Annotated in this window: 25 protein-coding genes; 3 read left to right on the forward strand and 22 right to left on the reverse strand. The window is 44.9% G+C overall.

The genetic code is table 11. From position 1 onward, the window contains the following. Positions 1–30 precede the first annotated feature (30 nt). Positions 31–897, reverse strand: a complete 867-nt coding sequence (locus tag FAM09_RS03780) for a MotA/TolQ/ExbB proton channel family protein (RefSeq protein ID WP_136575731.1) — start codon at positions 895–897, stop codon at positions 31–33. Positions 898–1,437: 540 nt separating this feature from the next. On the opposite strand from FAM09_RS03780, the gene FAM09_RS03785 reads away from it, so the two are divergent. After that, positions 1,438–3,966, forward strand: coding sequence for a zinc-dependent metalloprotease (locus FAM09_RS03785; protein ID WP_136575732.1), 2,529 nt, complete (start codon positions 1,438–1,440; stop codon positions 3,964–3,966). A 271-nt stretch (positions 3,967–4,237) separates the two neighbouring features. On the opposite strand, the gene FAM09_RS03790 is transcribed toward FAM09_RS03785, so the two are convergent. Beyond that, positions 4,238–5,512 (reverse strand): ABC transporter permease, encoded by a 1,275-nt coding sequence (locus FAM09_RS03790; RefSeq protein WP_136575733.1) that lies wholly within the window; start codon positions 5,510–5,512, stop codon positions 4,238–4,240. Positions 5,513–5,725: 213 nt separating this feature from the next. On the opposite strand from FAM09_RS03790, the gene FAM09_RS03795 reads away from it, so the two are divergent. Continuing rightward, positions 5,726–6,340: an outer membrane beta-barrel protein gene (locus FAM09_RS03795; RefSeq protein WP_136575734.1), complete on the forward strand. Its 615-nt coding sequence runs from the start codon at positions 5,726–5,728 to the stop codon at positions 6,338–6,340. 244 nt (positions 6,341–6,584) lie between these two features. Here FAM09_RS03795 and FAM09_RS03800 read toward each other — a convergent pair whose 3' ends face one another. The 20 genes from FAM09_RS03800 to FAM09_RS03890 all read right to left on the reverse strand — a co-directional run bounded on the left by FAM09_RS03800 (position 6,585) and on the right by FAM09_RS03890 (position 25,338). Further along, on the reverse strand, positions 6,585–7,973 hold the full coding sequence (locus FAM09_RS03800; protein ID WP_136575735.1) for an NADH-quinone oxidoreductase subunit N: 1,389 nt from the start codon (positions 7,971–7,973) through the stop codon (positions 6,585–6,587). A 102-nt stretch (positions 7,974–8,075) separates the two neighbouring features. After that, on the reverse strand, positions 8,076–9,542 hold the full coding sequence (locus FAM09_RS03805; protein ID WP_136575736.1) for a complex I subunit 4 family protein: 1,467 nt from the start codon (positions 9,540–9,542) through the stop codon (positions 8,076–8,078). 135 nt (positions 9,543–9,677) lie between these two features. Beyond that, positions 9,678–11,594 (reverse strand): NADH-quinone oxidoreductase subunit L, encoded by a 1,917-nt coding sequence (nuoL, locus tag FAM09_RS03810; RefSeq protein WP_208025473.1) that lies wholly within the window; start codon positions 11,592–11,594, stop codon positions 9,678–9,680. Positions 11,595–11,725: 131 nt separating this feature from the next. Then, a complete protein-coding gene (gene nuoK / locus FAM09_RS03815) occupies positions 11,726–12,055 on the reverse strand; it encodes an NADH-quinone oxidoreductase subunit NuoK (protein WP_136575737.1) in 330 nt (109 codons plus the stop codon). Between the two features lie 99 nt (positions 12,056–12,154). Beyond that, positions 12,155–12,652, reverse strand: a complete 498-nt coding sequence (locus FAM09_RS03820) for an NADH-quinone oxidoreductase subunit J family protein (RefSeq protein WP_136575738.1) — start codon at positions 12,650–12,652, stop codon at positions 12,155–12,157. An 18-nt stretch (positions 12,653–12,670) separates the two neighbouring features. Next, positions 12,671–13,228, reverse strand: a complete 558-nt coding sequence (nuoI, locus tag FAM09_RS03825) for an NADH-quinone oxidoreductase subunit NuoI (protein ID WP_136575739.1) — start codon at positions 13,226–13,228, stop codon at positions 12,671–12,673. Between the two features lie 106 nt (positions 13,229–13,334). Next, positions 13,335–14,402 carry an NADH-quinone oxidoreductase subunit NuoH gene (gene nuoH, locus FAM09_RS03830; protein ID WP_136575740.1) on the reverse strand — a complete coding sequence of 356 codons (1,068 nt, stop codon included), beginning with the start codon at positions 14,400–14,402 and terminating at the stop codon, positions 13,335–13,337. Positions 14,403–14,411: 9 nt separating this feature from the next. Then, on the reverse strand, positions 14,412–15,500 hold the full coding sequence (locus tag FAM09_RS03835) for a 2Fe-2S iron-sulfur cluster-binding protein (protein WP_136575741.1): 1,089 nt from the start codon (positions 15,498–15,500) through the stop codon (positions 14,412–14,414). Between the two features lie 40 nt (positions 15,501–15,540). Next, positions 15,541–15,750: an endonuclease domain-containing protein gene (locus tag FAM09_RS31520; RefSeq protein ID WP_394347800.1), complete on the reverse strand. Its 210-nt coding sequence runs from the start codon at positions 15,748–15,750 to the stop codon at positions 15,541–15,543. Positions 15,751–15,761: 11 nt separating this feature from the next. Continuing rightward, entirely contained in the window at positions 15,762–15,911 is a 150-nt protein-coding gene (locus FAM09_RS30995; protein WP_208025507.1) for a DUF559 domain-containing protein, read from the reverse strand. Between the two features lie 59 nt (positions 15,912–15,970). Continuing rightward, a complete protein-coding gene (gene nuoF / locus FAM09_RS03845; RefSeq protein ID WP_136575742.1) occupies positions 15,971–17,335 on the reverse strand; it encodes an NADH-quinone oxidoreductase subunit NuoF in 1,365 nt (454 codons plus the stop codon). Between the two features lie 63 nt (positions 17,336–17,398). Further along, complete coding sequence (gene nuoE / locus FAM09_RS03850; RefSeq protein WP_136575743.1) at positions 17,399–17,899, reverse strand: NADH-quinone oxidoreductase subunit NuoE; 501 nt, start codon at positions 17,897–17,899, stop codon at positions 17,399–17,401. 27 nt (positions 17,900–17,926) lie between these two features. After that, positions 17,927–18,943, reverse strand: coding sequence for a WG repeat-containing protein (locus tag FAM09_RS03855; protein ID WP_136575744.1), 1,017 nt, complete (start codon positions 18,941–18,943; stop codon positions 17,927–17,929). A gap of 119 nt (positions 18,944–19,062) precedes the next feature. After that, complete coding sequence (locus tag FAM09_RS03860) at positions 19,063–20,286, reverse strand: NADH-quinone oxidoreductase subunit D (RefSeq protein WP_136575745.1); 1,224 nt, start codon at positions 20,284–20,286, stop codon at positions 19,063–19,065. Between the two features lie 98 nt (positions 20,287–20,384). Next, positions 20,385–20,888, reverse strand: coding sequence for an NADH-quinone oxidoreductase subunit C (locus FAM09_RS03865; protein ID WP_136575746.1), 504 nt, complete (start codon positions 20,886–20,888; stop codon positions 20,385–20,387). An 85-nt stretch (positions 20,889–20,973) separates the two neighbouring features. Further along, a complete protein-coding gene (locus FAM09_RS03870) occupies positions 20,974–21,552 on the reverse strand; it encodes an NADH-quinone oxidoreductase subunit B (RefSeq protein ID WP_136575747.1) in 579 nt (192 codons plus the stop codon). Positions 21,553–21,697: 145 nt separating this feature from the next. Then, a complete protein-coding gene (locus FAM09_RS03875; RefSeq protein ID WP_243751584.1) occupies positions 21,698–22,108 on the reverse strand; it encodes an NADH-quinone oxidoreductase subunit A in 411 nt (136 codons plus the stop codon). 157 nt (positions 22,109–22,265) lie between these two features. Continuing rightward, positions 22,266–23,966, reverse strand: coding sequence for a tetratricopeptide repeat protein (locus tag FAM09_RS03880; RefSeq protein ID WP_136575748.1), 1,701 nt, complete (start codon positions 23,964–23,966; stop codon positions 22,266–22,268). Between the two features lie 62 nt (positions 23,967–24,028). Continuing rightward, positions 24,029–24,961: a PstS family phosphate ABC transporter substrate-binding protein gene (locus FAM09_RS03885; RefSeq protein ID WP_136575749.1), complete on the reverse strand. Its 933-nt coding sequence runs from the start codon at positions 24,959–24,961 to the stop codon at positions 24,029–24,031. A gap of 143 nt (positions 24,962–25,104) precedes the next feature. Further along, on the reverse strand, positions 25,105–25,338 hold the full coding sequence (locus FAM09_RS03890) for a hypothetical protein (RefSeq protein ID WP_136575750.1): 234 nt from the start codon (positions 25,336–25,338) through the stop codon (positions 25,105–25,107). 251 nt (positions 25,339–25,589) lie between these two features. Here FAM09_RS03890 and FAM09_RS03895 point away from each other — a divergent pair, with 251 nt between their 5' ends. Then, positions 25,590–26,075 (forward strand): low molecular weight protein-tyrosine-phosphatase, encoded by a 486-nt coding sequence (locus FAM09_RS03895; protein ID WP_243751585.1) that lies wholly within the window; start codon positions 25,590–25,592, stop codon positions 26,073–26,075. Positions 26,076–26,111 lie beyond the last annotated feature (36 nt).

Raw genomic sequence — 26,111 nt, forward strand, 5'->3', positions numbered from 1 at the left:
CATTTATTCCCCAAATTGGGCAATTACCGCTTATTTGTACAGAGATGCAAAGCTTTGCGTGAGGGTGAAACCAGACTCATCGATACCATAAGTTATTGAGTCGATCTTAGTAGTAAAGATATTATACATGATGATCGCGATAGCTGATGTACCGATACCCAATGCGGTATTATACAACGCTTCAGAGATACCTCTTGATAACTCTGCAGCAGCGGCGCCACCACCTTCAGCACCCAGGGCCGCAAATGAAGTGATCATACCCAATACGGTTCCTAACAGACCCAACAGGGTTGCCACCGAAGCGATCGTTGAAAGAAACACCAGGTTCTTCTCCAGCATAGGCAGTTCCAATGCAGTAGCTTCTTCCACTTCTTTTTGAATTGCTAAAACTTTTTGCTCAGTATCCAACTCAGTATTAGAGATCATTTCTTTGTACTTGCGCAAACCGGCTTTCATTACATTACCAACACTTCCGCGTTGACGATCGCACTCAGAAATAGCCTGGTCAACATTCTTGTTAGCCAGGTGGTATTGCACTTTACGAATGAACTCTGCAATGTTACCTGTACCGGTAGCTTTAGAGATCGTTAATAAACGCTCAATAACGAAAGTAATAACGGTTAAAAAGGTAGCGAGCAACAGCGGTACGATAATACCTCCTTCATACATTCTCACCAAACCGCCTTTAGGTCCTTTATGATGAGGCCAGAAGCCACCGGAAAGATCGGGTTGAGTAAAGTTGCTGGGGTCCCCAAGCAAAAAACGCCAGATTACATAACCGGCGATGATACAAACAACAGGGGCTACCCATGAAATGGCATTGGATTTCTTTTTTGGTTGAACGGAAGTACTACTCTTCGCTGCGGTTGCAGTCGCAACGGGTCTTGTTTCAGCCATGATTGTGTTTTTTAGTGTTTTATAAATTTTAAGCTATCAGTAGATCCTAAATGGGCTCACAATTCTAAGGAAAAAGTCATTTCCCTCGATCAATTTGATCAAGAAAAATTTTGATAAGGTTCACAAGTTAAGAAATTTCTTAACTGATCGCCTAAAAAACAGGCGATTTGATTGAATAGAACGGCAACAATATATGCCATAATTAGAAACAAAACAAGCCTGCCAAATCGATAGGTAATAAGCAATAATCAATTGATAAATAGATATAGGTATTGGAAGGGCCCTTGACCATTGCGAATTACCCATTGTCCATTATCAATTTCTTAGTCTTCCAAAGCTCCATACTTTAGTTTTTTGATCAGCGGTAATAAGGGTTGTACAGTTAGAAATTGATTTTCTTACCTTCATCCATTGAATTTTCTACATGGTTTAATCTTTCAGATGGAAAATCTAATACAACGTTTTCGTAAATAATCCACGGTTATGAAAAATTGGTATAGGTTTTATATCCATCTGGCCCAAAACAATTATTAAATACTGATGAAAAAATGTTTGTCTTTACTGGTGTTAATGGTGTGGTGTAGTGTAATGGTTATCGCTCAACAAAAAAAATCCGTTACCCCATCACCTGCCGATACTGCTAAACGCCCTGCCGCTTTAGCCCCCCGACCGCCACAAACCGGCCCTAAACCTTACAAAGAAGTTATAACCGATAAGGCAACAACCCGCAAAGGTTTGTTTACGGTTCATAAGCTCGAAGACAAATGGTACTTCGAACTGGCCGACTCTTTATTAAACAGGGACGTACTGGTAGTGAACCGCATTTCCAAAGCGCCCATCAATACCCGGGCCGGCTTCTATGGATATGCCGGCGATGAGATCAATGAAAACGTGATCCGCTTTGAAAAAGGCCCGAATAACAAGATCTGGCTGCGTAATATTTCCTACTCGGTATATGCCAAGGATTCTTCCAAACCCATGTACAAGTCGGTACTCAACAGTAACATTCAACCTATAGCCGCCGCTTTCGATATTAAAGCCTTCTCAAAAGACAGCGCCGGTGTAGTGATTGACATAACGGACTTCATTAACAGTGATAATGATATTTTGTTCTTTGCGTCTTATTTTAAATCATCGCTTCGTATCGGCGGCGTTCAATCAGATAAATCTTATATAGCCGATATAAGGTCGTACCCCATCAATACCGAAATAAAAACGGTTAAAACTTATAGCAAAACGCCCGCGCCCGGCTTAATTCCTGGTATGCCGGTAGCGCCTGCCGGTAATGCCACCTTCGAGCTTAACAGCTCCTTGGTACTATTACCGAAAGTGCCTATGCGCCCCCGCTTTTACGACGACCGCGTAGCCTATTTCACTACCGAGTACACTGATTTCGATGCCGACCCCCAGGGCGTAAAAGATATTAATATTATTACCCGCTGGCGCCTGGAGCCCAAAGAGGAAGACATGGAGAAGTATAAACGGGGGGAACTGGTTGAACCTAAAAAGCCCATCATCTTTTATATTGACCCTAACACCCCTGCCAAATGGGTGCCCTACCTGATCCAGGGGGTAAACGACTGGCAGAAGGCTTTTGAAAAGGCCGGCTTTAAAAACGCCATCATGGCCCGCAGAGCGCCTACCCGTGAGGAAGACAGCACCTGGAGCCTGGAAGACGCCCGCTATTCTGCCGTGGTATATAAACCTTCCGAGATCCCCAATGCCCGCGGTCCGCACGTGCACGACCCCCGCAGCGGTGAGATCCTTGAATCGCATATCGACTGGTACCACAACGTAATGTCGCTGCTGCGCAACTGGTACCTGATACAGGCTTCGCCCAGCGATCCCCGCGCCCGCAAAGCCCATTTCGATGATGAGCTGATGGGCGACCTCATTCGTTTTGTATCCTCACACGAGGTAGGCCATACCCTTGGCTTACCGCATAATATGGGCGCCTCTTCCGCCACGCCGGTTGAAAAACTGCGCGATAAGGCCTGGGTAGAAGCGAATGGCCATACATCCTCCATCATGGATTACGCCCGCTTTAATTATGTGGCGCAACCCGAAGACAAAATAGGACCCGCAGGTTTGTATCCACGTATTGGCGAATACGACCTATGGTCTATTGAATGGGGATATAAATTATTGCCTGGCAAAACCGAGGAGGAAGAAAAAGACATTTTAAATGATTGGGTGAAAAGCTGTTTCAGCAATGCGCGGTTGCGCTTTTTGCATGCCGATGGCATGGACCCACGGGCGCAGACCGAAAGCCTGGGCGATGATAACATGAAGGCCAATGAATATGGCATCAAGAACCTGAAATGGATTGTGCCGCAATTACCAAAGTGGCTCAATGAAAAGGGTGAAGACTATAAGAACCTCGACCAGGTATACGATGAAGTGTACACTACCTATAGCCGGTATATGGGCCATGCGGTAACGTATATTGGCGGAATATATACCGACCTGAAGACGACCGACCAGGATGGCGCCGTGTATACCGTTGTGCCCAAAGCGTTGCAAAAAGAGGCCCTGGCTTTCCTGCAAAAGAACCTGTTCACTACCCCTACCTGGCTGTTAAATAAAGCTATTATGGAGAAGGTAACCTCTCCGGTAGAAGAAAAGATCAGCAGCCTGCAGGATACCTGGCTGGGCGCCCTGCTGAACACCTCCCGTTTACAACGGTTGATCTCATCTACCAACCGCGATGCCAATGCGTATCACCTCGATGACTATATGAATGACCTGAAAAAAGGCATTTGGAGCGAATTGACCACTCGCGCACCAATTGACAACTACCGCCGTAACCTGCAAAAGGCCTTTGTAGAAAGGTTGAGCGTACTGGCTTCCAATACTCCGCCTACTGGCGGCGGCGGTGGCGGTATTTCAATTTCGTTTGGCCCATCGGTTGAAGTAAAGAAAACCGACATCATTTCTGTTGCCCGGGGCACCTTGCGTGCGCTGAAAGCGGAGATTGCAGCAGCCATCCCTGCTTATGCCGACAAAATGAGCCGGTACCATTTACAGGACCTGAATGAGCGAATAGACAGAGTGTTGAACCCCAGATAGTTTGTGGTTTGTGGTTTGAGGTTTGAGGTTTGTAGTTTGTAGTTGCTTCGCAGTTTGATCCTTACTACCAACCCGGGCTCAAAGATTTTCGCAGAAATAGTTTATACTACAACATAAAGTCCGAAAGAAGGAATGCCGTAACAGGCACCTCTTTCGGACTTTCTTATTAGGTTTTGTAAATTGAGAATTGAGCTTGCGATCGGGGGCGAAATTTGAAACCTGGACTTTAGGTTCAACTTGGGGGAACAACCATAAACCACAAACAATAAACCTACTCATACCTCAACGCTTCAATCGGGTTTAACCGGGCGGCCTTGATGGCAGGATACAACCCCGCTAATAAACCAACTAACGAGCAAATAAGAACACCGGTAAACACCCAATCCCACGGTACCACAAAACTGGTACTTAATAATATACCCACCACGTTCCCTAAAATAATACCCAGCACAATACCGATACCGGCGCCCAGCAAACTGATGATGATAGATTCATAAAGGAACTGGTACCTCACATTCTTTCTTTTACCCCCGATGGCCTTTACCAGGCCAATCTCTTTGGTACGTTCGGTAACGGCCACCAGCATAATATTCATCAATCCAATAGCCGCGCCCACCAGGGTAATTACCCCTATCAGCAAGGCCGCCACGGTAATAAAGCTCAGGTTGCGGATCAGCATTTCGGCAAAACTGTCGCTTTTGTCGACCATGAAATTATCGGTTTCGGTAACGGTTAGTTTACGAATGGTGCGGAAGGTGCCGGTGGCTTCGCCAATAGCGCCGTCAATGAGTTTTATATCGGGCACCTTAACCTGTATATTAAAGGAGGCATTGGGATTGGAATTTAAAAACCGGCGTACGTTGGAATAAGAAGTGATGATGATATTATCCAAACTTCTACCAAAGGTAGACCCCTTTGGCTTTAACGTTCCGATTATGCGGAACGGAATGTTATTAATGCGGATGACCTTATCCAACGGTCGTTCGAAGCTTTCGCCAAAAAAGCGGGTAGCTACATCTTTTCCGATCAAACATACATTACGACTTGTTTGAATATCCAATGTATTCAGATCGCGGCCATATAAAACAGAAAAGCCATTTAAGCTGGTGTAGTTCTCATCGCCACCAATTACATATACGTTGGGATTGGTCTTTTTGTTTTCATAAGAAACGATCGCATCCCGCGCTCCCATGAGGCTGGTGCTTACGAGCGCCGGAAAATGATAGGTACTTTTAAACGCTTCAGCCTGGGTTTTGGTAATAGGCTTGCCCATGTTCGACTTTTTCTCTTTCCTGGCGCCCTTCTTTTCTTTCTTCACTTCCTCATTATTGAAATGACGGCGCGGCTCCTGGTAGCGGAGGGTAAAACCGGTTGCGCCCATGGTAGAAAAGCTCTCAAGGAATTTTTGCCTGATGGCGGCAATGGCGGTATTAATGCCAATAAGCGCCGTAATACCCAGGGCTATAATAGCCACTGTGATACCCGTACGTAACTTATTACTGCGCACCGTACGAAAAGACAGTGAAAGCGTATCGCGAAGTGTCATGATTTATTGGTACAACTAATGTAAGAAATATTACGAGCCTGAAACAGGAAAGTTGGATGGGTGGTGAAGGCAAGGGTTAGACTTATAAAAAATTAATGTCATTGGTGCAGTTGTATTGGCCTTTATTAGTTTTTCATTCACAGAAGTATATGTTAAAGGGATTGTTCACCAATTTCTTTTTGTATTTCTTGCATCATCACTAAAACTTTATTTATGAAAATCATTTTTACATTACTGTTAGTTTCCATGATTTGTTCTACCTCCTATTCACAAAAACCTTCCTTTGGAATTAAGGCCGCTGTCACTTCCAACTACCTCAGCCTTCGTAGTACTATCACCTCCGGTAAAATGGAAGGACAACAGATAGGCTTTTATTTTGGCGGCATTTTAAATATGCAGTTGAGTAAGCATCTCGCTTTTCAACCGAACCTGTTAATTGCGAAGAAGGGTGCGGTGGTTGAGGAGTTGAAATTTAATACCTGGCATATAGATCTGCCGCTACACCTGCTATATACTCATGCAGGTTTTTTTGCCGGTGCAGGACCTGTTTTGTCATATGGGATGGATGGAAGAGTAAAATCAAAGCTGATTCCCGATGGGGAAACAGATATTTATGCGCAGGGAGAAATGAATAATAACGAATTTAAGCGTTTTGAAATAGGCTCCAATGTATTGATGGGATATACACTCCCCGGTGGCGTTTCGCTCAGCGCCAGCTTTGCACATGGCTTTAATAACATTTGGTCAGGAGAAACCAAGACACTTAAAACCCATTCCAAAACATTTGGTTTTTCAGTTGGGTATATATTTGGTTCCAGGAAACATTAATTCAGCTAATGGTCGGCCATATTATGACATGGGGCTTTACCTAAAAGGTTAGCCCCATTATTTTGGGATTGTTTGATGGCTGAATTGCTTGATGGTTTTGATCGTTGAATAATTAGCTTTATGAATATTCGCAGTAAACCCGAATATCTGCAGGCCTGGCCATCAATCCATCTAACCATGAAAAGAGGCAGGGACGGACTTTTTAATTAGCCCCACTAATTATGTTAACTGACCAATTATGTCATTACAGATAAAAGAAAGAATACAACTGATTGAGCAACCAGTGCGGGAAGATACCCAGCAGGATCACCACCGCGGCAATAACGATCAACAAACCTTTGAAGCTGCGGGAAGTTTCTATTTCCTGGGGATCACCGTCTTTAAAATACATGGCCTGTATAACGCGGAAATAATAATACACGCTGATGGCGGCGCATAACACCCCAACTATAACCAGCCACAATACATTACCATCTTCTACAGCGGCTGATAACATATAGAACTTGGCCCAGAAACCGGCCGTGGCGGGAATACCAGCCAATGATAACAGGAATACAGTATTGGTAGCAGCCAGTACCGGTTGGCGTTTGGCCAGTCCATTGAAACCTTCAAAGGTGTAGTCCTTCATTTTCAACAGTACGGCAAAAATGCCAATGGTAGCCAGGCTATAGGCGGCAGCATAAAAGATCATCCCCTCTTTGGCCATATTGTTCATGGCCACCAGGGCAAACAACATGAAACCGGCTTGCGCAATACTTGAATACGACAACATTCTTTTTACACTTTGCTGGAACACAGCCGTAATGTTGCCGATAAACAAAGTTGCAGCCGTAATAATAGCCGCCAGCAATTGCCATTGTCCTTTTACGTCGCCGAAGCAACCTTCGAACAAACGGATAAAGGCAATGAAACCGGCCACCTTCACGATCGTTGCCATGAAAGAAGTGAACACGGTTGGTGCGCCGTCGTATGCATCAGGCGTCCAGAAGTGAAAAGGCACCGCAGATACTTTGAACGACATGGCAAACAACAGCAGCAATAAACCGGCTGCTATCATCGGCGTTAAATTCAACGTACCCTGGCGGATCACTTCCATATCAAAACTACCTTTTACGCCATAGATAAGGGTAATACCCATGAGCATAATGCCGGTAGAAAAAGAACCCATTAAAAAGTATTTGAGCGCAGCTTCATTGCTTTTGAGATTGCGCTTATCGCTTCCGGTTAAAATATACAGCGGAATAGAAATGATCTCGATACCCAGGAACAGCATCAACAGTGAATTGAATGACGACACGATGGCAATTCCGCACAGCACAAAAAATATCAATGCAAAGTATTCAGCCAGGTTCACGCCCACGCGTTCCATATCCCTGCCCGACAGCAGAAAATAGATCCAGGTGCTGCCAAAGGCAATGGTATTGAACAGCAAGCCAATTATGTCGAAGGACAACATGCCCCTTACGTTCACCTTTTCAAAAAAATGATATCCGCCCATGTCCAGCACATTGGATACTACCAAACCCAGCAGGCCAATGATAGCTACCGTGCGTACAGCGGTTTTACTATTCGTGAACACGCCACAGAACATCATCACTACACCCAGAACAGCTGAAATTACAATTGCATTCATAAATCAATTTGAAAATTAGCAAATTAGCAAATGTGCCAATGGAATACAGGATTTTCATTTTCGCATTTGCACATTTTCACATTTGCATATTTATACGTTCGCTTATGGTAATTTGATAAACATCTTTGAGTAAATGGCATCTACCGCATGCCTGGTTGCTTCGATCATTGGTTTTGGATAAACACCCATTACCACAATGCCGATCAGCAGCACCGCCAGCACAAATTTTTCATTGAACCGGATGTCGCGGGCATTTGCCGTTAAACTGCTGGTATTGCCATACAATACTTTCTGGATCATATTTAAAGTATATATAGCCGACAAAATGATGCTGATACCGCCTACTACCGTAAAGATGTAATGATAGTTAGATGATTTGGAACCAAACACCCCGTTGAACATCATGAACTCACCAATAAAGGCATTGGTAAGCGGCAGCGCCACATTGGCCAGTGATACTACCACCAGCATGATCGACAGGGACGGCGCTTTCTGTGCCAGTCCGCCCAGCTCACTCATTTTACGGGTACCAAACTGACGCTCGATCAGTTCTACCACGATCCACAGCCCGATGATGTTGATACCGTGATTGAACATTTGCACCATCACGCCTTGTATACCTACCGCAGATGTTACGAATATAGCGAGGCCCATTAAACCCATGTGGGCAATAGATGAATACGCGATCAGGCGTTTAAGGTCATCCTGTTGCATGGCCACGAACGATGCATACAGCATGCCTACCACACACAGCGTAGCGGCCGTGTCGCCCCAGCCCCATAAACCTACTGGTAATACCGGCGCCAGCCAGCGCAGGATCCCAAACACCCCCATCTTTACCATGATGCCGCTCAATACCATGGTAACCGCCGTGGGCGATTGTTCGTAGGTATCAGGCTGCCAGGTATGAAATGGGAACAGTGGTATTTTAATGGCAAAAGCCAGGAAGAACAACCAGAACAACCAGCCCTGTGTATTACCGGGCAGGTTCACTTTGTAAAAAGAGCTCATGGCAAAGGAGTGATCGGTTGTATGGAAGTAAACCCAGATAATACCGATCAACATCAACAGCGAGCCTACAAAAGTGTAGATGAAGAATTTGAAAGTAACAGCGATCCTTCTTTCGCCCCCCCATATGGAGCAAAGGAAATAAGCAGGTATCAACGCCAGTTCCCAGAAGAAGTAGAACAACAACGCATCAGATGCTACGAACACACCCATTAAACCCGTTTGCATCAACAGCATCAACGCAAAGAACTGGTGGGCATTTTTATAACTTGTATTCCAGGTGGCTATGAGTATACCGGGGTAAGCAATACCTGTAAGCAAACACAACAGCTTGCTCATACCGTCCATAGTCACCGAAAAACTGCTGCCCAGGTTAGGCAACCAGGGTACATTGGTTTGCAGGTATTCAGGTTTGTGTAATACAGCTATGCCCAGTATGGTAACAACCATGGTAACAAGGGATGTTAATAATGCCCATACTTTCGCACTCTTTTCCTGTTTGATCAGGAAAGCAAGCAAACCACTCACCAACGGAATAACTATCAGCAGAACAGGTATCATAATAAGTTATAAAATTCGTGAAACGTGAAACGGATTTCGTGAGTGGTCAGTTGTCAGTGGTGAGTTGGCTCCTAAAATTTCAGATCTCCTTTTTTCGCGAGCCCTATTCACCCTCACTACTCATCATTCACCTTCTTATTTCTTCAAAAAAAACTTTACCACAAACAGTGCGAGCATGCTCAGCACCATCAACAATACATAGTTGCCCACCAGTCCGCTTTGCAACAGGCGAACCTGGCGGCTGGTATAATTCACCGTACGGCCAACGCCATTTATCAACCAATCAATAAAGTTCTTTTCGATAATATTATTCAGGAACCTGGCGAACCACTGCATGGGCTTTACAATAATGAATTGATACAATTCATCGATGTACCATTTGTCGGCCAGCACTTTTCCAAAACCGGCGGGTTCATGCACTTCAGGTTTCTTGCTGTAGCGGAACAGGGCAACCAGGATGGCCAGCACTGCCACGCCTACCGAAATGCCCATGAGCATATATTCGGTTTCATGATCGAGGTGCGGCACTTCTTTATAACTGGCTGAGGCCTCAAATATCGGGGCCAGAAAATGCTCCAGTTTGTGTTCACCCATGTTAAACACCTCCGGCATACCAATAAAACCACCTGCAATGCTCAGAATGGCCAGCACGATCAAAGGAATGGTCATGGCAGCAGGGCTTTCATGCAGGTGATGTTTTTGTTCTTCGGTACCGCGAAATTTACCCAGGAAGGTAGTAGCGTATAACCGGAACATATAAAAAGCAGTCATCAAAGCACCGGCAACACCCAGGTAATAATACAGGTGGTCTTTGGCGAAAGCGGCTGCTAATATTTCATCTTTTGAGAAGAAACCACTGAAAGGGGGTATACCGGCAATAGCGATACAACCGATCAGGAAGGTCAGGTGGGTGACGGGCAAATGCTTTTTCAATCCACCCATGTTACGAATGTCCTGCTCGTGGTGCATGGCATGAATCACAGAACCTGCACCCAGGAACAACAGGGCTTTAAAGAAGGCATGCGTCATAACATGGAACACCGCGCCGGTATAAGCGCCAACGCCCAAACCCAGGAACATATAGCCTAACTGGCTTACCGTACTATAAGCCAGTACTTTTTTAATATCGTTTTGTTTGATGGCAATGGTAGCAGCAAACAAGGCGGTAGCCAAACCAATAGCAGCCACCACGCTTTGCGTTTCGGGCGCCATGGTATACAGGATGTTGCTACGGGCGATCATATAAATACCGGCCGTAACCATCGTAGCGGCGTGGATCAATGCCGACACCGGGGTTGGACCCGCCATCGCATCTGGTAACCAGGTGTACAAAGGTAGCTGCGCACTTTTACCGGTAGCGCCTACAAACAGTAATAAGGTAATACCGATATAATCAGTTCTTGTTAATTTATTGAACACGTCGAACACACCGGTGCCTTCTGGTGTAGTATAAGTAACAGTGCCCAGTTTGGCAATGAGCCAGAAAATAGCGATCAAAAAGCCGAGGTCACCGATCCGGTTCATGATAAAGGCTTTCTTCGCCGCATTGTTGTATTCGGTATTCTTGAACCAGTAACCGATGAGGAGGTAAGAACACAATCCAACGCCTTCCCAACCAATGAACATGATCACATAGTTGGCGCCCAGCACAAGCAACAACATGGAGAACACGAACAGGTTCAGGTAACAGAAATAGCGGCCGAAGTGATCATTCCTTTCTTCATGCATGTAGGCGGCAGAGTATACATGTATCAGGAAGCCTACGCCGGTAATGATCAGCAGGAAGAGAGAAGAAAGCTGATCTATTTGAAAGGCGAAAGGAATAGATAATGAGCCAAAGCTAATAAAGTCAAACAGGTTGGCTACATGGGTGTTCCCGTTCTTTACCTCGGTAAAAAGCAGCACACTCACAACAAACGAGGCCAATACCATACCGCTGCCAATAATACTGATCAGCGATTTGGAAAGCTGTTTTCTGAACAAACCGTTGATCAGAAATCCAACCAGTGGAAAAAAGGGAACCAACCAAACTAATTGTAACACGTTGTTCATACAGTTTAAGCTTAACGCTTAACGCGTAATGCTGAACGCTGCTCTCCGAATTTCGGACCTCCCGCAAAGAAACCAGACATCTTGAAATGCGGGCGGGGGCGTTGAGCGTTCGGCGTTTAGCGCTCCGCGTTTTAGTGTTTTAACCTGTTTAAAAAATTTACATCTACCGAATGCGTATTGCGGTACATCATCACAATAATGGCCAGGCCCACACTCACTTCCGCAGCAGCCACCACCATGATAAAGAATACGAATAATTGTCCATCGATACCGGCCGAAGCACTTTTGGCAACGCCTGCCACGTGATGCATTTTTGAAAATGCTACCAGCAACAAATTCACGGCATTCAACATCAGCTCAATGCACATGAAGATGATGATGGCATTCCGGCGTGCCAGCACTCCTACAATGCCGATACAAAAAAGGGCAATAGCCAGGTAGATATATCTTTCAATTAACATAACTCTTTATAATATGCTGAACGCCTAACGCAAAACGCTTAACGCAAAACCAAATCTGTATTTGCTTGCAGCGTGAAGCGTGTAGCTTGCAGCCGTTTTTTATTTCTTACCGATAACAACCGCACCAACCATGGCGCTTAAGAACAAAATACTGCTTATTTCAAAAGGCACTACGAAATCGGTGAACAGGGCATTACCCAGGTTCTTTATCAAACCAATATCACCGGTTCCCAGCTCCGCCACTTTTCCTTTTACTTCTGCCTGTTTTAATGCAGCTACCAGAACCAGCAGCAGGCAGCCACCTGCTACCACACCGGCCAGCTTCAGCCATTTATTCTTTTGTGGTTCGGTTTCGGCATTCAGGTTCATTAACATGATCACGAACAGGAACAATACCATGATGGCGCCTGCATACACGATCAGGTTCACAATACCCAGGAACTGGGCATTCAATAAAATATAATGTCCTGAAATGGCAAAGAATGTAATGATGAGCCACAATACACTGTGTACCGGGTTACGACTGATCACGACCATAATGGCGCTGCCCAGTGCCATTGCACTTAAAGCATAAAATAATACTTGTGATATATCCATTGCAGCTTGTTGGTTCTGTTAATTGCTCTGTTCTTTATTTGCTTTCCGGTTGCCCACAGCTTTCCAGTATTCGCCGGGGTTTTCTTTCGGGTTCGGGATCAAGAGATCCTCTTTTCCATATATAAACCCTTTACGCTGATAATTTGAAGGCGCAAAGGTTTCACTTAAATACACAGCGTCTTTCGGACAAGCCTCTTCGCACAATCCGCAGAAAATACACCGCAGCATATTGATCTCGTATTTAGCGGCATACTTCTCTTCACGATACTGGTTTTCTTCTCCCGGCAAACGCTCGGCTGCTTCCATAGTAATGGCTTCGGCCGGACAAGCCAACGCACACAAGCCACACGCAGTGCAACGCTCGCGTCCTTCTTCGTCGCGATTCAGGATATGCAAACCACGGAACACCGGGCTAAACGGACGTTTTTGCTCGGGATAGCTGATGGTCGCTTTCTTTTTAAATAGATGCCGTAAGGTAATCATCATGCCCTTCGCGATATTCCACATGTAGAGTTTCTCCACAAGGGTCATGGGCTTACGACTTACCGGTTTGGCTCTGTTTGTTAATGCTTGCATTATAATAAGTTAACTTAATCTGCTTAAACAATCTTCACTACTAAAACCGCAAATGTATTTTTCTCCTTTCAATACGCCAACTTAAATCTCCCGCGGTGTGGCGGGATTAAAATTTCCAGCCATTGCTTTTCAACAATACGATGGCGGCGGTTACGATCATATTGATAAGGCTCAGGGGAATTAACCCTTTCCAGCCCAGGTTCATCAACTGGTCGTAGCGGAAGCGCGGGATGGTCCAGCGCACCCACATGAACAAAAATATAAATATAGCCACCTTAATGAACAATGCCAGTCCCTGTAAAGCCGCCAGCCAGTTACCCCAACCGGCGAGGCTGGCATCATTCACGAACGGAATATCATATCCACCCCAGAATAAAGTAGCCATCACCACGCTGCTGATGAACATGTTGATGTACTCAGCAAACAGGTAAAAACCCAGTTTCATAGAGGAGTATTCCTGGTGGTAACCAAAGTTCAATTCATTTTCTGCTTCGGGCAAATCGAATGGCGTACGGTTACACTCGGCAAACGCACACACCAGGAAAATAAAGAATCCCAGCGGCTGGTATAATACATTGTACCAGCTATCGATCTGCTGGCCTACGATCTCACTCATTTTTAAAGAGCCGGTGAGCATCAGCAGGGCAATCAGCGAAAGGCCCATAGGCAATTCATAACTGATAACCTGGGAAGCGCCGCGCAGGGCAGCCATCAACGAGAATTTGTTGTTAGAAGCCCAGCCGCCGATCATGATACCATATACACCCATGCTCACCACGCCAAATACGTATAAAATGCCAATATTAATGTCAGCGATCTGCAGGTTCATTTCCCTGCCAAACACATTGATCTTGCCACCCCAGGGAATTACCGCCGATGTCATCATGGCCGCCAGCATTGCCAGGCAGGGCCCCAGGATGAACAGGAAACGGTTTGAGGTATTGGGAATGATCTCCTCTTTCATGAACAGCTTTAACCCGTCGGCCAGTGGTTGTAAGATACCAAACGGTCCGGCGCGGTTTGGACCCCGGCGATCCTGGATCCAAGCAGCTATTTTACGTTCAAAATAGGTTTCATACATGGCTATGCCCAACGATATGGATACAATGGCTATAATGAGGACCAGTTTCTCGATCACAAAAAACACGTCAATAGCTAATAAAGCAGAATGCATTTTATTCTTTTAGTTAGATTCTTTAAAGTCGTTCGAGTGCGCCGGGCCCTGGATCTTCGACAGGTCCACATTCGGTTTGTTCACTTTACTTATCGAATGAATGTCCATCAACAGGCGGGGCTGGCGTCCACCCATTACTTCGGGTAAGGCTTCATGTGGCTTTTTCACATCCACATAATGGTTGGCGCTGATCACCGAATGACGGCTTACTTTGGTTGGGCCATCAATTACCCAATCGCTTGTTTTCTTTTTCTCGAAACGGCATTCGTTACAGATCCAGTCTTTTACTTCACCCCACTCGTCTTTACGGCCTGTAACGCGGAACACTTCATCACCACGATGCCACAATGTTACTTTGCCGGAACATTTGGAACAATTGCAATGCGCATCTACCGGTTTCAGGAACCATACACGGTTTTTAAACCGGAAGGTTTTATCGGTTAGGGCGCCTACCGGACAAACGTCAATAACGTTTCCGATAAAATCATTATCCAGCGATTTCTCTATGTATGTAGCTATTTCAGCGTGATCACCACGGTCTAATACGCCGTGCACGCGTTTATTGGTAAGCTGGTCGGCAGTGAATACACAACGGTAGCACAGGATGCAACGCGTCATGTGCAGTTGTATATAGGGGCCGAGGTCATGCTTTGCGAATGAACGACGGGGAAATTCGTACCGGGTCCCTTCTCCTCCATGTTCGTAGCTCAGGTCCTGCAGGTGACATTCACCGGCCTGGTCGCAGATAGGACAATCGAGCGGGTGGTTGATGAGTAACAACTCTACCACACCCTTTCTGGCATCCATTACGCGTTCGCTGGTAATATTCTTTACCACCATGCCATCCATCACGTTGGTACGGCAACTGGCCACCAGTTTAGGCATCGGCCGCGGATCGGCCGTAGAGCCTGCCGATACTTCTACCAGACAGGTACGGCATTTACCACCGCTGCCTTTCAGTTTGCTGTAATAACACATCGCCGGCGGCGCTACTTCTCCCCCAATCATACGCGCCGCATTCAGGATACTGGTTCCCGCTTCCACCTCAATGGTGATGTTGTCGATGGTTACTTTAAATAATTTAGGTTGATCAGCCATATTCACCCCAAACCCCTAAAGGGGCTTTATGAACCTTCCGTTAAGAAAGCTCGTTGATTAATAAATTTATCTTTTCTATTACTCTTTCCTTCGTCTTCAATATTTCTTCGTTTGTAAAACGAACAATCTTTAAACCATCCAATTCTAATTGTCGCTGCCTCTCCACATCAACATCTTTTACTGCCTGCAGATTGTGTATACTCCCGTCCACTTCAATTACCAATTTCAATTTGTGGCAGTAAAAATCCACTATATAAATCCCTAAGGGATGTTGCCGTCTGAATTTGAACCCAACGGATGTTGTCTCAAATACTCCCAAAGAACTAATTCTGCTTGAGTCATGTTTTCACGAAGCGCTTTTGCCCTGTCAAAAAGCAAATTAGATGCTCCGTAAAACATTTTCTTTTTCATATGCACCCTTTTAACTTCACCTGCTCCCGTTTTGCTCCCCCTTTAGGGGGGACAGGGGGTTAGGCCACTCCTTTTGAAGCTGCAGGCAACGGATCGGCATAATGCGCCAAACCATAATTCCTGTTCTGTGCCGCATTCGGATATTGCACATGCCATTCAAATTCATCTCTGAAATGACGAATGGCCGCAGCTACCGGCCAGGCAGCAGCGTCGCCTAACGGACAAATAGTATTTCCTTCTATCTTCCGTTGAATATCCCACAACAGATCAATATCGCTCTTCTTGCCTTTCCCGTATTCAATGTTCTTCAGGATCTTCTCCATCCAACCGGTCCCTTCGCGGCAGGGCGAGCATTGTCCGCAACTTTCATGGCGGTAAAAACGCGCCAGCGTTAAGGTATGCCGCACCACGCACTGGTCTTCATCCAACACAATAAAACCGCCCGACCCCATCATGGTACCAGTGGCAAAACCGCCATCAGACAAACTTTCATAGTTCATTATCCTGTTCTCGCCTTTGGCTGTTTTCAATAACAGGTTCGCCGGCAAAATAGGAACTGATGAACCACCCGGGATACAGGCCTTGAGGCGTTTGCCATTGGCAATACCACCACAATACTCGTCGCTGTAAATAAACTCTTCCACCGAAATGGTCATGTCTATTTCATACACGCCGGGTTTATTAATATTACCGCAAGCCGAAATGAGCTTGGTACCGGTAGATTTTCCAACACCTATTTTAGCGTATTCATCACCGCCAATATTAAGGATAGGCACTACAGCGGCAATCGTTTCTACGTTGTTCACCACTGTTGGGCAATCCCACAAACCTTTTACCGCGGGGAACGGAGGTTTTATTCTCGGGTTACCTCTCTTCCCTTCCAGCGATTCTATCAGGGCAGTTTCTTCACCGCAGATATAAGCGCCGGCGCCACGTTGTACATATATTTCACAATCGAAGCCGCTGCCCAGGATATTCTTACCCAGCCAGCCATTGTTCTTTGCTTCTGCAATGGCCTGCTCCAGTATATCAACGATCCACGCGTATTCACCACGGATATAAATAAATGTTCTGTTCGAACCTAACGCAAAAGAGGCAACGATCAGTCCTTCTACCAGCAAATGCGGAATAAATTCCATCAGGTAACGATCCTTGAAGGTACCGGGCTCCGATTCGTCGGCATTGCATACTAAGTAACGGGGAACGCCTTCAGGCTTGGCCAGAAAGCTCCATTTCATACCGGCAGGGAAACCCGCGCCACCACGACCCCGCAAACCACTTTTCTTTACTTCTTCAGTTACCTGGTCGGGACTCATGGTCTTGAGCGCCTTTTCTACGCTGCGGTAGCCGCCTTCACGACGGTATACATCGTAATTACGGATTCCCGGAACATGCGCTTTTTCTAATAATAATTTTCTTCCCATATTAATATGTTACCGGTTACCGGTTGCCAGTTCCCGGTATCCGGTAACTGGCAACTGGTAACACTAATTATTCGTCACTGCATTTCTTTCACACTCTTCGATGATCGCATCGATCTTTTCTTTCGTCAGGTGTTCGCGGTAATGTTTGCCCAATTGCATCATGGGAGCATAACCGCAAGCGCCCAGGCACTCTACTGTTTTCAGGGTGAACAACCCATCGGCAGTTGTTTCCCCTACTTTAATGCCCAGCTTGTTCTTTATATAATCAATAATGTCGTCGCTGCCGTTTATCATACACGGACCGGTTTGGCACACTTCAAAAACATACTTACCTACCGGCTTCAGGTTGTACATTGAATAAAAAGTGGCTACTTCATACACCTCAATAGGTTCTATTTTGAGTATAGAAGCCACATAATCCATGGTTTCTGCACTCAACCAGCCACCAAATTCTTCCTGTGCAATATGCAATACGGGTATCAGGGCACTTTTTTGCTTTCCTGCCGGATAGCGTGCAATGATCTCGTTTACCTTATTTAATTTCTCTGCAGAAAATTGAGCCACTTTCTTTATTATAATTTATGTTTATAATCAGTCTTCGAAATATTCGGTGCCTTTTGCATCAATCAATCCTCTTTTGCCTTTATACTTTACCCAGCACAAAGTTATTTTCCTTATAAAATAATCACATTCATCGTACTTACAGGGAATAACCAGTTTTCCATCTCTGTTTATAAAACCCCATTTGCCATTTTTTTGTGCCGGTGAAAGTGTAAACCAGTAAAAAGCATCGATTCTTAATCTTTCATATGGTTCAGTAGTCAGCTTTTTACCATCTATATCATAAAGTGTATTTCCAATTTTATCACTCATGCATATCAGGCTGGTATTACGACTGTATGGCAAAAAAACGTCGGTATAAATGGTAGGGATGATCAGGTTATTATTAACAATTACACCCACCTTCCCTTTATTACTCACTTTATATGCGTTGCATTCAACTCCGTTCTTTTGTACTTCAAACAACCGTTCAATTTCGTCAAAGGAAGGTTCTACTTTCCATTTTTCCGGTTTCACATCTAAAATGCCCCATTTACCATTCAGTTTCGCCCGCACTTCATACAATTCGTTATGCCTATCCCAGTATATATAATCGAAGCGCGCCGTCAATACGGTATCCCGGCCATAGATCAATCCGAATTTTTTCGAAGCCGGATCTCTAAATATTTCTCTTGTTTTATCGTCTGCAGGCAGCGACATTCCCATCGGAGGCAATTCTCCCATCGATTCCTTTTTGGGTAATTCAACCTCTTCAATTGACCTCAGTTTCCCTGCTCTGTTTATCAAATAATCCTTCGTTCCTTTTTTCACCCAGGCCAGGGTATCGGGTACTTTAATTTTAAGATGAACGGGCGTTTCTCCAAACGTTCGAACATCATCAAAGCTCACGGGAATTATGATCTTTTTATTCCTATCACAAAATCCCCATTTATTTCCCTTACGATATGGAATCCTGTCGGGCAATGAACCTACCTTTTGACCATATATTGACGATTCGCATACAACCAACAACAAAAAACAAAGAGCTTTACCAAATACCTTTTTCATTACCAAATACCTATTTAAATGTGAAGTAAACGAACAAATTATTGCCGATTACTTTTCCCCTTAGCTTTTCCTTTATCATCACCCGTCTTAGCCAAGGCTACGGACGGGCAAGCATTAACCTAAGCATCCATCTCCCCTGCAATCAAATTCAGGCTACTCATGGTAATGATGGCATCACTCAGCATGGCGCCTTTCGTCAACTCTTCATATGCCTGGTAATATATAAAGCACGGACGACGGAAATGCAACCGGTAAGGCGTACGGCCGCCATCAGTGATCAAATAAAATCCTAACTCACCATTGGCGCCTTCTACCGATTGGTACACTTCACCAGCCGGAATATCTATTTCGCCCATGATGATCTTGAAGTGCCAGATCAGCGCTTCCATCTTCGTATATACATCCTTTTTCTCGGGCAGGTAATACTCCGGAATATCGGCATGGAATACTTCGGCTTCTTTTCCTTTAAACTCTTTCACCTTGCGAAGCGCCTGTTCAATGATGCGCAGCGATTGCCACATTTCCCCGTTACGAACAAGGTAACGATCGTAACAGTCGCCGGTGCTGCCCACCGGTATTTCAAATTCAAAATCTTCGTAGCTGCTGTAAGGCGTATGCACCCGTACATCGTAATCAACGCCGGCTGCCCGCAGGTTCGGACCGGTAAAACCATAATTCAACGCACGCTCGGCACTGATAGGCCCGCACCCAATGGTACGTTCCATGAAAATGCGGTTACGGGTGAACAGGTTCTCAAACTCCTTCAACACCTTAGGGTATTCTTTCAGGAATTTCTCGAGCTTTTCAAAAGCTGTATTGTTGAAGTTCCTTTCAAAACCACCGATACGTCCAATATTGGTAGTAAGGCGGGAACCACATATTTCCTCATATATTTCGTAAATCAGTTCACGGTATTGCATCACATACAGGAAGCCTGTATAGGCGCCGGTATCAACCCCAACAATAGAGTTACAGATAAGGTGATCGGCTATGCGCGCCAGTTCCATTACAATCACGCGCAGATAATCTACCCGTTTGGGGATCTTCACGCCCAGCAACTTTTCGCAGGTCAAATGCCAGCCCATGTTGTTAATGGGAGCTGAACAATAATTCAACCTGTCGGTAAGCGGGGTGATCTGGTACAAAGGCCTGCGCTCGGCAATTTTTTCAAACGCACGGTGAATATAACCTACGGTTTGTTCGGCAGAGATAATCCGTTCCCCATCCAGTTCCAGGATATTTTGAAATACACCATGGGTAGCCGGGTGGGTAGGCCCTAAATTGAGGGTTGTGGTCTGTTTCTCAATAGAACCCTCGGGTAATTTTATATGCTGATCACTCATAAAGTCAATTTGAAAATAAATCAATTTGAAAATTTGAAAATAAATGCCCAAGGCCTGTGCCAACCATTTTCAAATTAGCACATCTTCAAATTTTCAAATTATCTACCAAACATATCATCGTCCTTGTCAACACGGGTTTGCTCTTCCAGCGGAAATTCTTTGCGCATCGGGAAGTAATCCATCTCATCCACATTCAGGATCCGCTTCAGGTTAGGGTGACCGATAAAGTTCACGCCGTAAAAATCATAGGTCTCCCGTTCCATCCAGTTAGCGCCGGAAAATAAAGCAGTAGCACTGTAAACATCCGGTGTTAAAATATCGGTAAACACTTTAAACCGGATCCTCACATTGGCACTGAGGCTATGCAGGTGATACACTACCGCCAGTTCACGTCCTTTATTATCGGGATAATGAACGGCCTGCAGATCGGTCAGGAACCGGAATGCCAGCTCATCTTCATCGAATAAGTACTGAAGCACTTTCAGATTAAGTTCTTTAGGCGCTTCAAACGTGAGCATGCCATAGGGCTCCAGAAATCCCTGAACCTGGTCGCCAAACTTTTCAGTTAACCGCTGTTTGATATATTCGTTCGTTAAAGCCATACCCCATCCCTAAAGGGAGAAATTTATTTTAGTTAAAAAGACACCATTAACAACCGCCCTACTCCCCCTTTAGGGGGCTGGGGGGTTATTGTATTCCGTAACTCTCCATTAATTGCTTATACTTATCGCTGTTCCTTCTGCGCAAGCTCTCTTTCCCTATCAGGTCCTGAATTTTGATAATGCCATCGATTACTGCTTCAGGCCGGGGAGGACAACCAGGTACATATACATCTACGGGAATGATCTGGTCTATACCCTGCAAAACGCTGTAGGTATCAAAGATGCCGCCACTGCTGGCGCAAGCACCCATAGCCAGCACCCAACGGGGTTCGGCCATCTGTAAATATACCTGTTTTACAACGGGCGCCATTTTTTTGGCAATGGTGCCCATCACCATCAACAGGTCGCACTGACGGGGAGAAAAACCCACCCGCTCAGACCCAAACCGGGCCAGGTCGTAGTGTGCGCCCATAGTAGCCATAAATTCAATTCCACAACAGGAAGTAGCAAAAGGCAGTGGCCAGATGGAATTCTTACGGGCCAGCCCAACTACTTTATCGAGGCTGGTTGAAAAGAAACCTTCGCCCATATAACCTTCAGGACCTTCCTTAACCAGTTTCACATCGGTTTGACCGTATATATTGTATTGAACGGGACGTGCCATAAATTAAATTTGAAATTTAGCCAATTAGCAAATGTGCAAATGATATTTTATATAACAACCCACTTATAATTAGGTTGCTTTTTCCCTAAATGAATGCAGCAAAGGCATTTTCACATTTGCTAATTTTTACATTTGCACATTGATTTTAGTCTTCCCACTTTAACGCTCCTTTCTTAATAATGTATATAAAGCCTGCCAGAAAAAATGCAATGAACATCAACACCGCAAAAAAGCCATTCCACCCCAGTTCTTTAAAGTTGACGGCATAGGGGTAGAAAAAGATCACCTCCACATCGAAAAGCACAAATAAGATCGCTACCAGGAAGTATTTAATGGCCATAGGCTGACGGGCGTCGCCATGGCTTTTAATACCGCTGGCAAAGGTTTCCAGTTTGTCGGCTGTATTACGTTTAGGCCCCAGCCAGTGGGTAACACCCATCATAACAGCTACAAAAATTACAGCGAAAATTAATTGAATAGCAATAGGGAGATACCAGTAGGAACTATCGGGATCGTGGGCAACGGTATTGGAGACTTGTAACAGGTACATATTCATAACCCGTTTTGGTTTAGTGGCAAAAATAAGACAGGGTTTTAAATTTTCAACTTTAAAATCAATTAAATAAAAATCCTCCCGACCCTATTTTTAAAAAAAACGGGTCGGGAGGACTGAATATGATACGATTAATTGTTAGTTTACCATTTGTTAACCGTTATTTCTTCGCAGCGCCGCCTGGTTTGCTGGTGGTACTGCTGCTTCCACCTGTTCTTTTGGGTTGCGGAGCCGGTTGAGCCGGTCTGCTGTTAAGCTGTTTCTGCAATACAGGTTTGGCCGCGTTGGCAAACTGATTGGTAGGATCTATTGCCAAAATTTTATCAACATACGTCAACGCTGTTTTGCTGTCTTTTTTAGCATCATTATAATAAGTGGTGAGGTAAGTGAATGCACTCACTATTTGCGCCTTGAATTTTGTTGAATCGAGCTTGGCAGCCATTTCTGCCAGCTTTTCATACGGTGCTACGGCAATTCCCTGGGTCATAGCAGTATCCATAGCCTGTTTTGCGCGGGCGCACCACAGGTAACCATAGATCTGATCAGGGAATTTAGATTGATAAATACCGCAGAAAATGCTGTCGGCAGTGGTGTAGTTAGCTGCCTGGTAATGGGCATAGCCCCAGTTATACAGATCACTTTGTGTGGGCTCTTTCTTCAATTTATACGCTTCACCCAGCCAGTTGGCTTCCTGTTTGCGATCGCCCATTTTTTTAGCGAGGGCGGCCGCTTTGGTGATGTATTTTACCTTGTTTTCCGGAATCGTATCCAGGTCAACTGCTTTTTGCAGGTTGACAAAAGCCTGGGTTTCGCTGCCTGGTGTTTTTGTGTTCAGGTTGGCCAGTTCTTCGTAGTCAGCGGGCAATACATCATCCGGGTTCTGCTTGGCAAAATAATCGGCTATGTATTTATTGGCGCAGTTGATATCCTTCAGGGTATCGCAGGCATACGCCACCATTTTATACATACGGGGCGCTACTTTATCACCAAACTGGCTGATCAGGCTCAAAGCTTTGTCCTTCGCTTCTCCAAATTTGCCAGAGGCATATAAGAAGTCGGTTTTCAGGTATTCCACATCGGGGCCCTGATCGGCATTGGCGGTATAGCTGGCCAGGTAAGGAGCGGCTTTATTTACATCTTTAAAATACCAGTAATAGAACAATTCAAAATAAGTAGGCGCATAAGCCGGATCTATCTTTATAGCTTCCTCGAAAAGTGGTAAAAACATTTCAGGGTTCCGCTGGGTAAGATATACTTTAGCGCTCTTATGCTTGGCGGCCGCATATTTAGGATCGAGCGTAAACGCTTTGTTGTAAGAAGTAATGGCATTGCCACCATCAATTAATTTACGGTAAGCATCGCCTATGAGAATGTAGGTCTCAGGATCTTTAAACCCTTTAACCTGTGTAGCCAGGTTCAGCTTTTCGATGGCATAAGTAGCATCGCCGTTTTTGGCATCTACATTAGCGCGGCCAATAGCGTTGAACACTTCTACATCTTTTCCTTTTGTTAAGGAGATGGCAGTTTCAAAACGCTGGCGGGCATCATTGGTTTTACCTTCGCGCAGTTCTATTTCGCCCATGCCTACTAAGATCAGCGGGGCATTGCCATTTTGTTGCAGCGCTTTCTGATACAGATTTTTAGCGCCAACAGAATCTTTTTGTTCCAGCAAGGTTTGGCCAAGCCAATATGTAGCATCGATATTATTCGGATTCGCTGCCAGCACTTTTTCAAAATTCTCCCTGGCACTTTTGTATCGTTCGTAATAGAAAAACTTCCTTCCCTGCTCCACACTCTGGGCAAATAGCACATTGCTACCCAGTACAACCATGGTTACAAAACTGATGAATCGCTTGCTCATTGTAAGTTGCTATTTTTTTAAAAGTTTTATAATGTATTAGGAATCCGTAGTTTAAAGTTTAATTACTGGATCTGCATCTTTCGTTCTCCGAAGCTCATTCTGGCCGGCAATAAGTATGCCCGATAGAATATTTTTTGTCCCTTTTCGTAGATAAGAAAATTTGCAAAACCGTTGCCAAGCCCGTCATAATTTTCCTTTAAAATATAATATAGCGGTCTGAGCATGGGGTATCGGCCATACGCGATATTATATTGTACCGGATCAACATATGTGCCATTACACCCCCGGCACTCGATTTGTGCAATTTTAACCTTTTTTAGGAAACTAAGCTGGGTGGTATCATCTTTATTACCGATCCAGCTTACCCCTAGCAAACCTATAGCGTCCTGATTATTAGAAATATAGTCTATTACACCTTCGGTATTTTGAGCCGCCACTATATTAGGGCTCAATGATTGTCCCTGCAATAATGAGTCCACTACAAACCGTACCGTGCTGGTAGCCGTTTTCCCATCCAGCAACATTTTGTATTTATAGCCGCTGGTGCCCTTGGCAATGGAACGGATGTCCTGCATGGTGAACAAAGTGTCTTTTACCTGGTTGTTCACGATCACCGCAATAGCATCATAGGCAATGGGGCCAAACACCGGCTTGAATGATAATTTATTGGTAAGTGTAGTTTCCTCCGTTTCACTCAGGCCCCTGGTTACAATTACCATGCGAATACTGTCAACATTCAGGTCGCGCAAGCATTCCGCCTCTGGCTTATACTGTACCACAATATGTGCGTCGGGATGTTGAGATTCAAATACCTTGATCTGTGAGTCGATTACCGGTTTAAAGCTTTCATCCACACTGATGTGAATGGTACCGCTGGTAGTAGTTTCCTGGGGCTTATTTGTTGGAGCTGAACTACATGCAGTTACAAACAAATTGATTCCACCGATCACTACCAAAACCCGGAATACCGATTGAGCTAACCCTATCCATTTCATCTTAGTATCTTCTTTTTTCTGGAAAACCACGTATTAAAACTGTCTGGTTTAATCATAATTTAATACTGGTTCAGTCCAGTAAGTTTATCAATTTCAATTACTGCTGCAGCCTGGTGTTTAATGACTGCGTTTAGTGAACTGCTTTATCGATAATAATTTTTCCTAATGCCGCGGTAGATCCTAAACCCGCCATACAACAGACACAGACCGCCGAAGATGTAATTAAAAGGCTCAGAGAACACGCTGTCTAACCCAACCTTGCTGGCAAAAAACATCAATATAGCCATACCGGTATAAATGATTCCCATGCCAAGGTCCATGATAGCTCGCCTGTTGATATAAGCCCTTTGTTTTTTATCATCAAATTCCGATGCCATGTGTACGTTTTTAGGGTCCGGGCAAGATAAGAAATAAACACCGAATGAAAATCTTGCATTTAATGACTTTATACAAAAAATAAGATGCAAAATGAGCAGGTTTCCATAAACGGGATGAATTGGACGTTTTACTATGTATTTGAAGTACACCTCAAACACATTTTCTATACCCCGCCCCGAACATACCATTCGGTACGGGCGGGCTTAAACCTTAAACCACAAACCAGAAACTAAAACTATCTTTGCCGACTATGAAAATTTTAATGGTTTGCCTCGGCAATATTTGCAGGAGCCCGCTGGCCGAAGGCATTTTGCAACATAAAGCCCAACAGGAGGGATTGTCATGGACCGTTGATAGCGCCGGCACCAACGGTTATCATGTAGGGGAAGCACCGCACCGGCTATCACAGAAAGTAGCCCTGTTGAACGGCATAGATATCAGTCACCAACGTGCGCGCCGCTTTACGGCCGTCGATTTTAAACAGTACGATAAGATCTATGCCATGGCGGAAGATGTGATCGATGAAATGCAGCGCATAGCCCGGAAAGATTTTGACGCTGCCAGGGTTGATCTGCTGATGAATGAACTATACCCCGGCAAAAACATGGACGTGCCCGACCCCTGGTATGGCACCGAACCCGGCTATCATGAAGTATACGAGATGATCGATAAAGCATGCGATAAAATCATAGATAAATATCGAATACTGAATGAAGAACGCCGAATGTCGAAGTAAAGGCAAAGCTAATCCGGTATTCACTTCAACATTCAA

It is taken from the genome of Niastella caeni (assembly GCF_004834005.1).
Taxonomy (GTDB): Bacteria; Bacteroidota; Bacteroidia; order Chitinophagales; family Chitinophagaceae; genus Niastella; species Niastella caeni.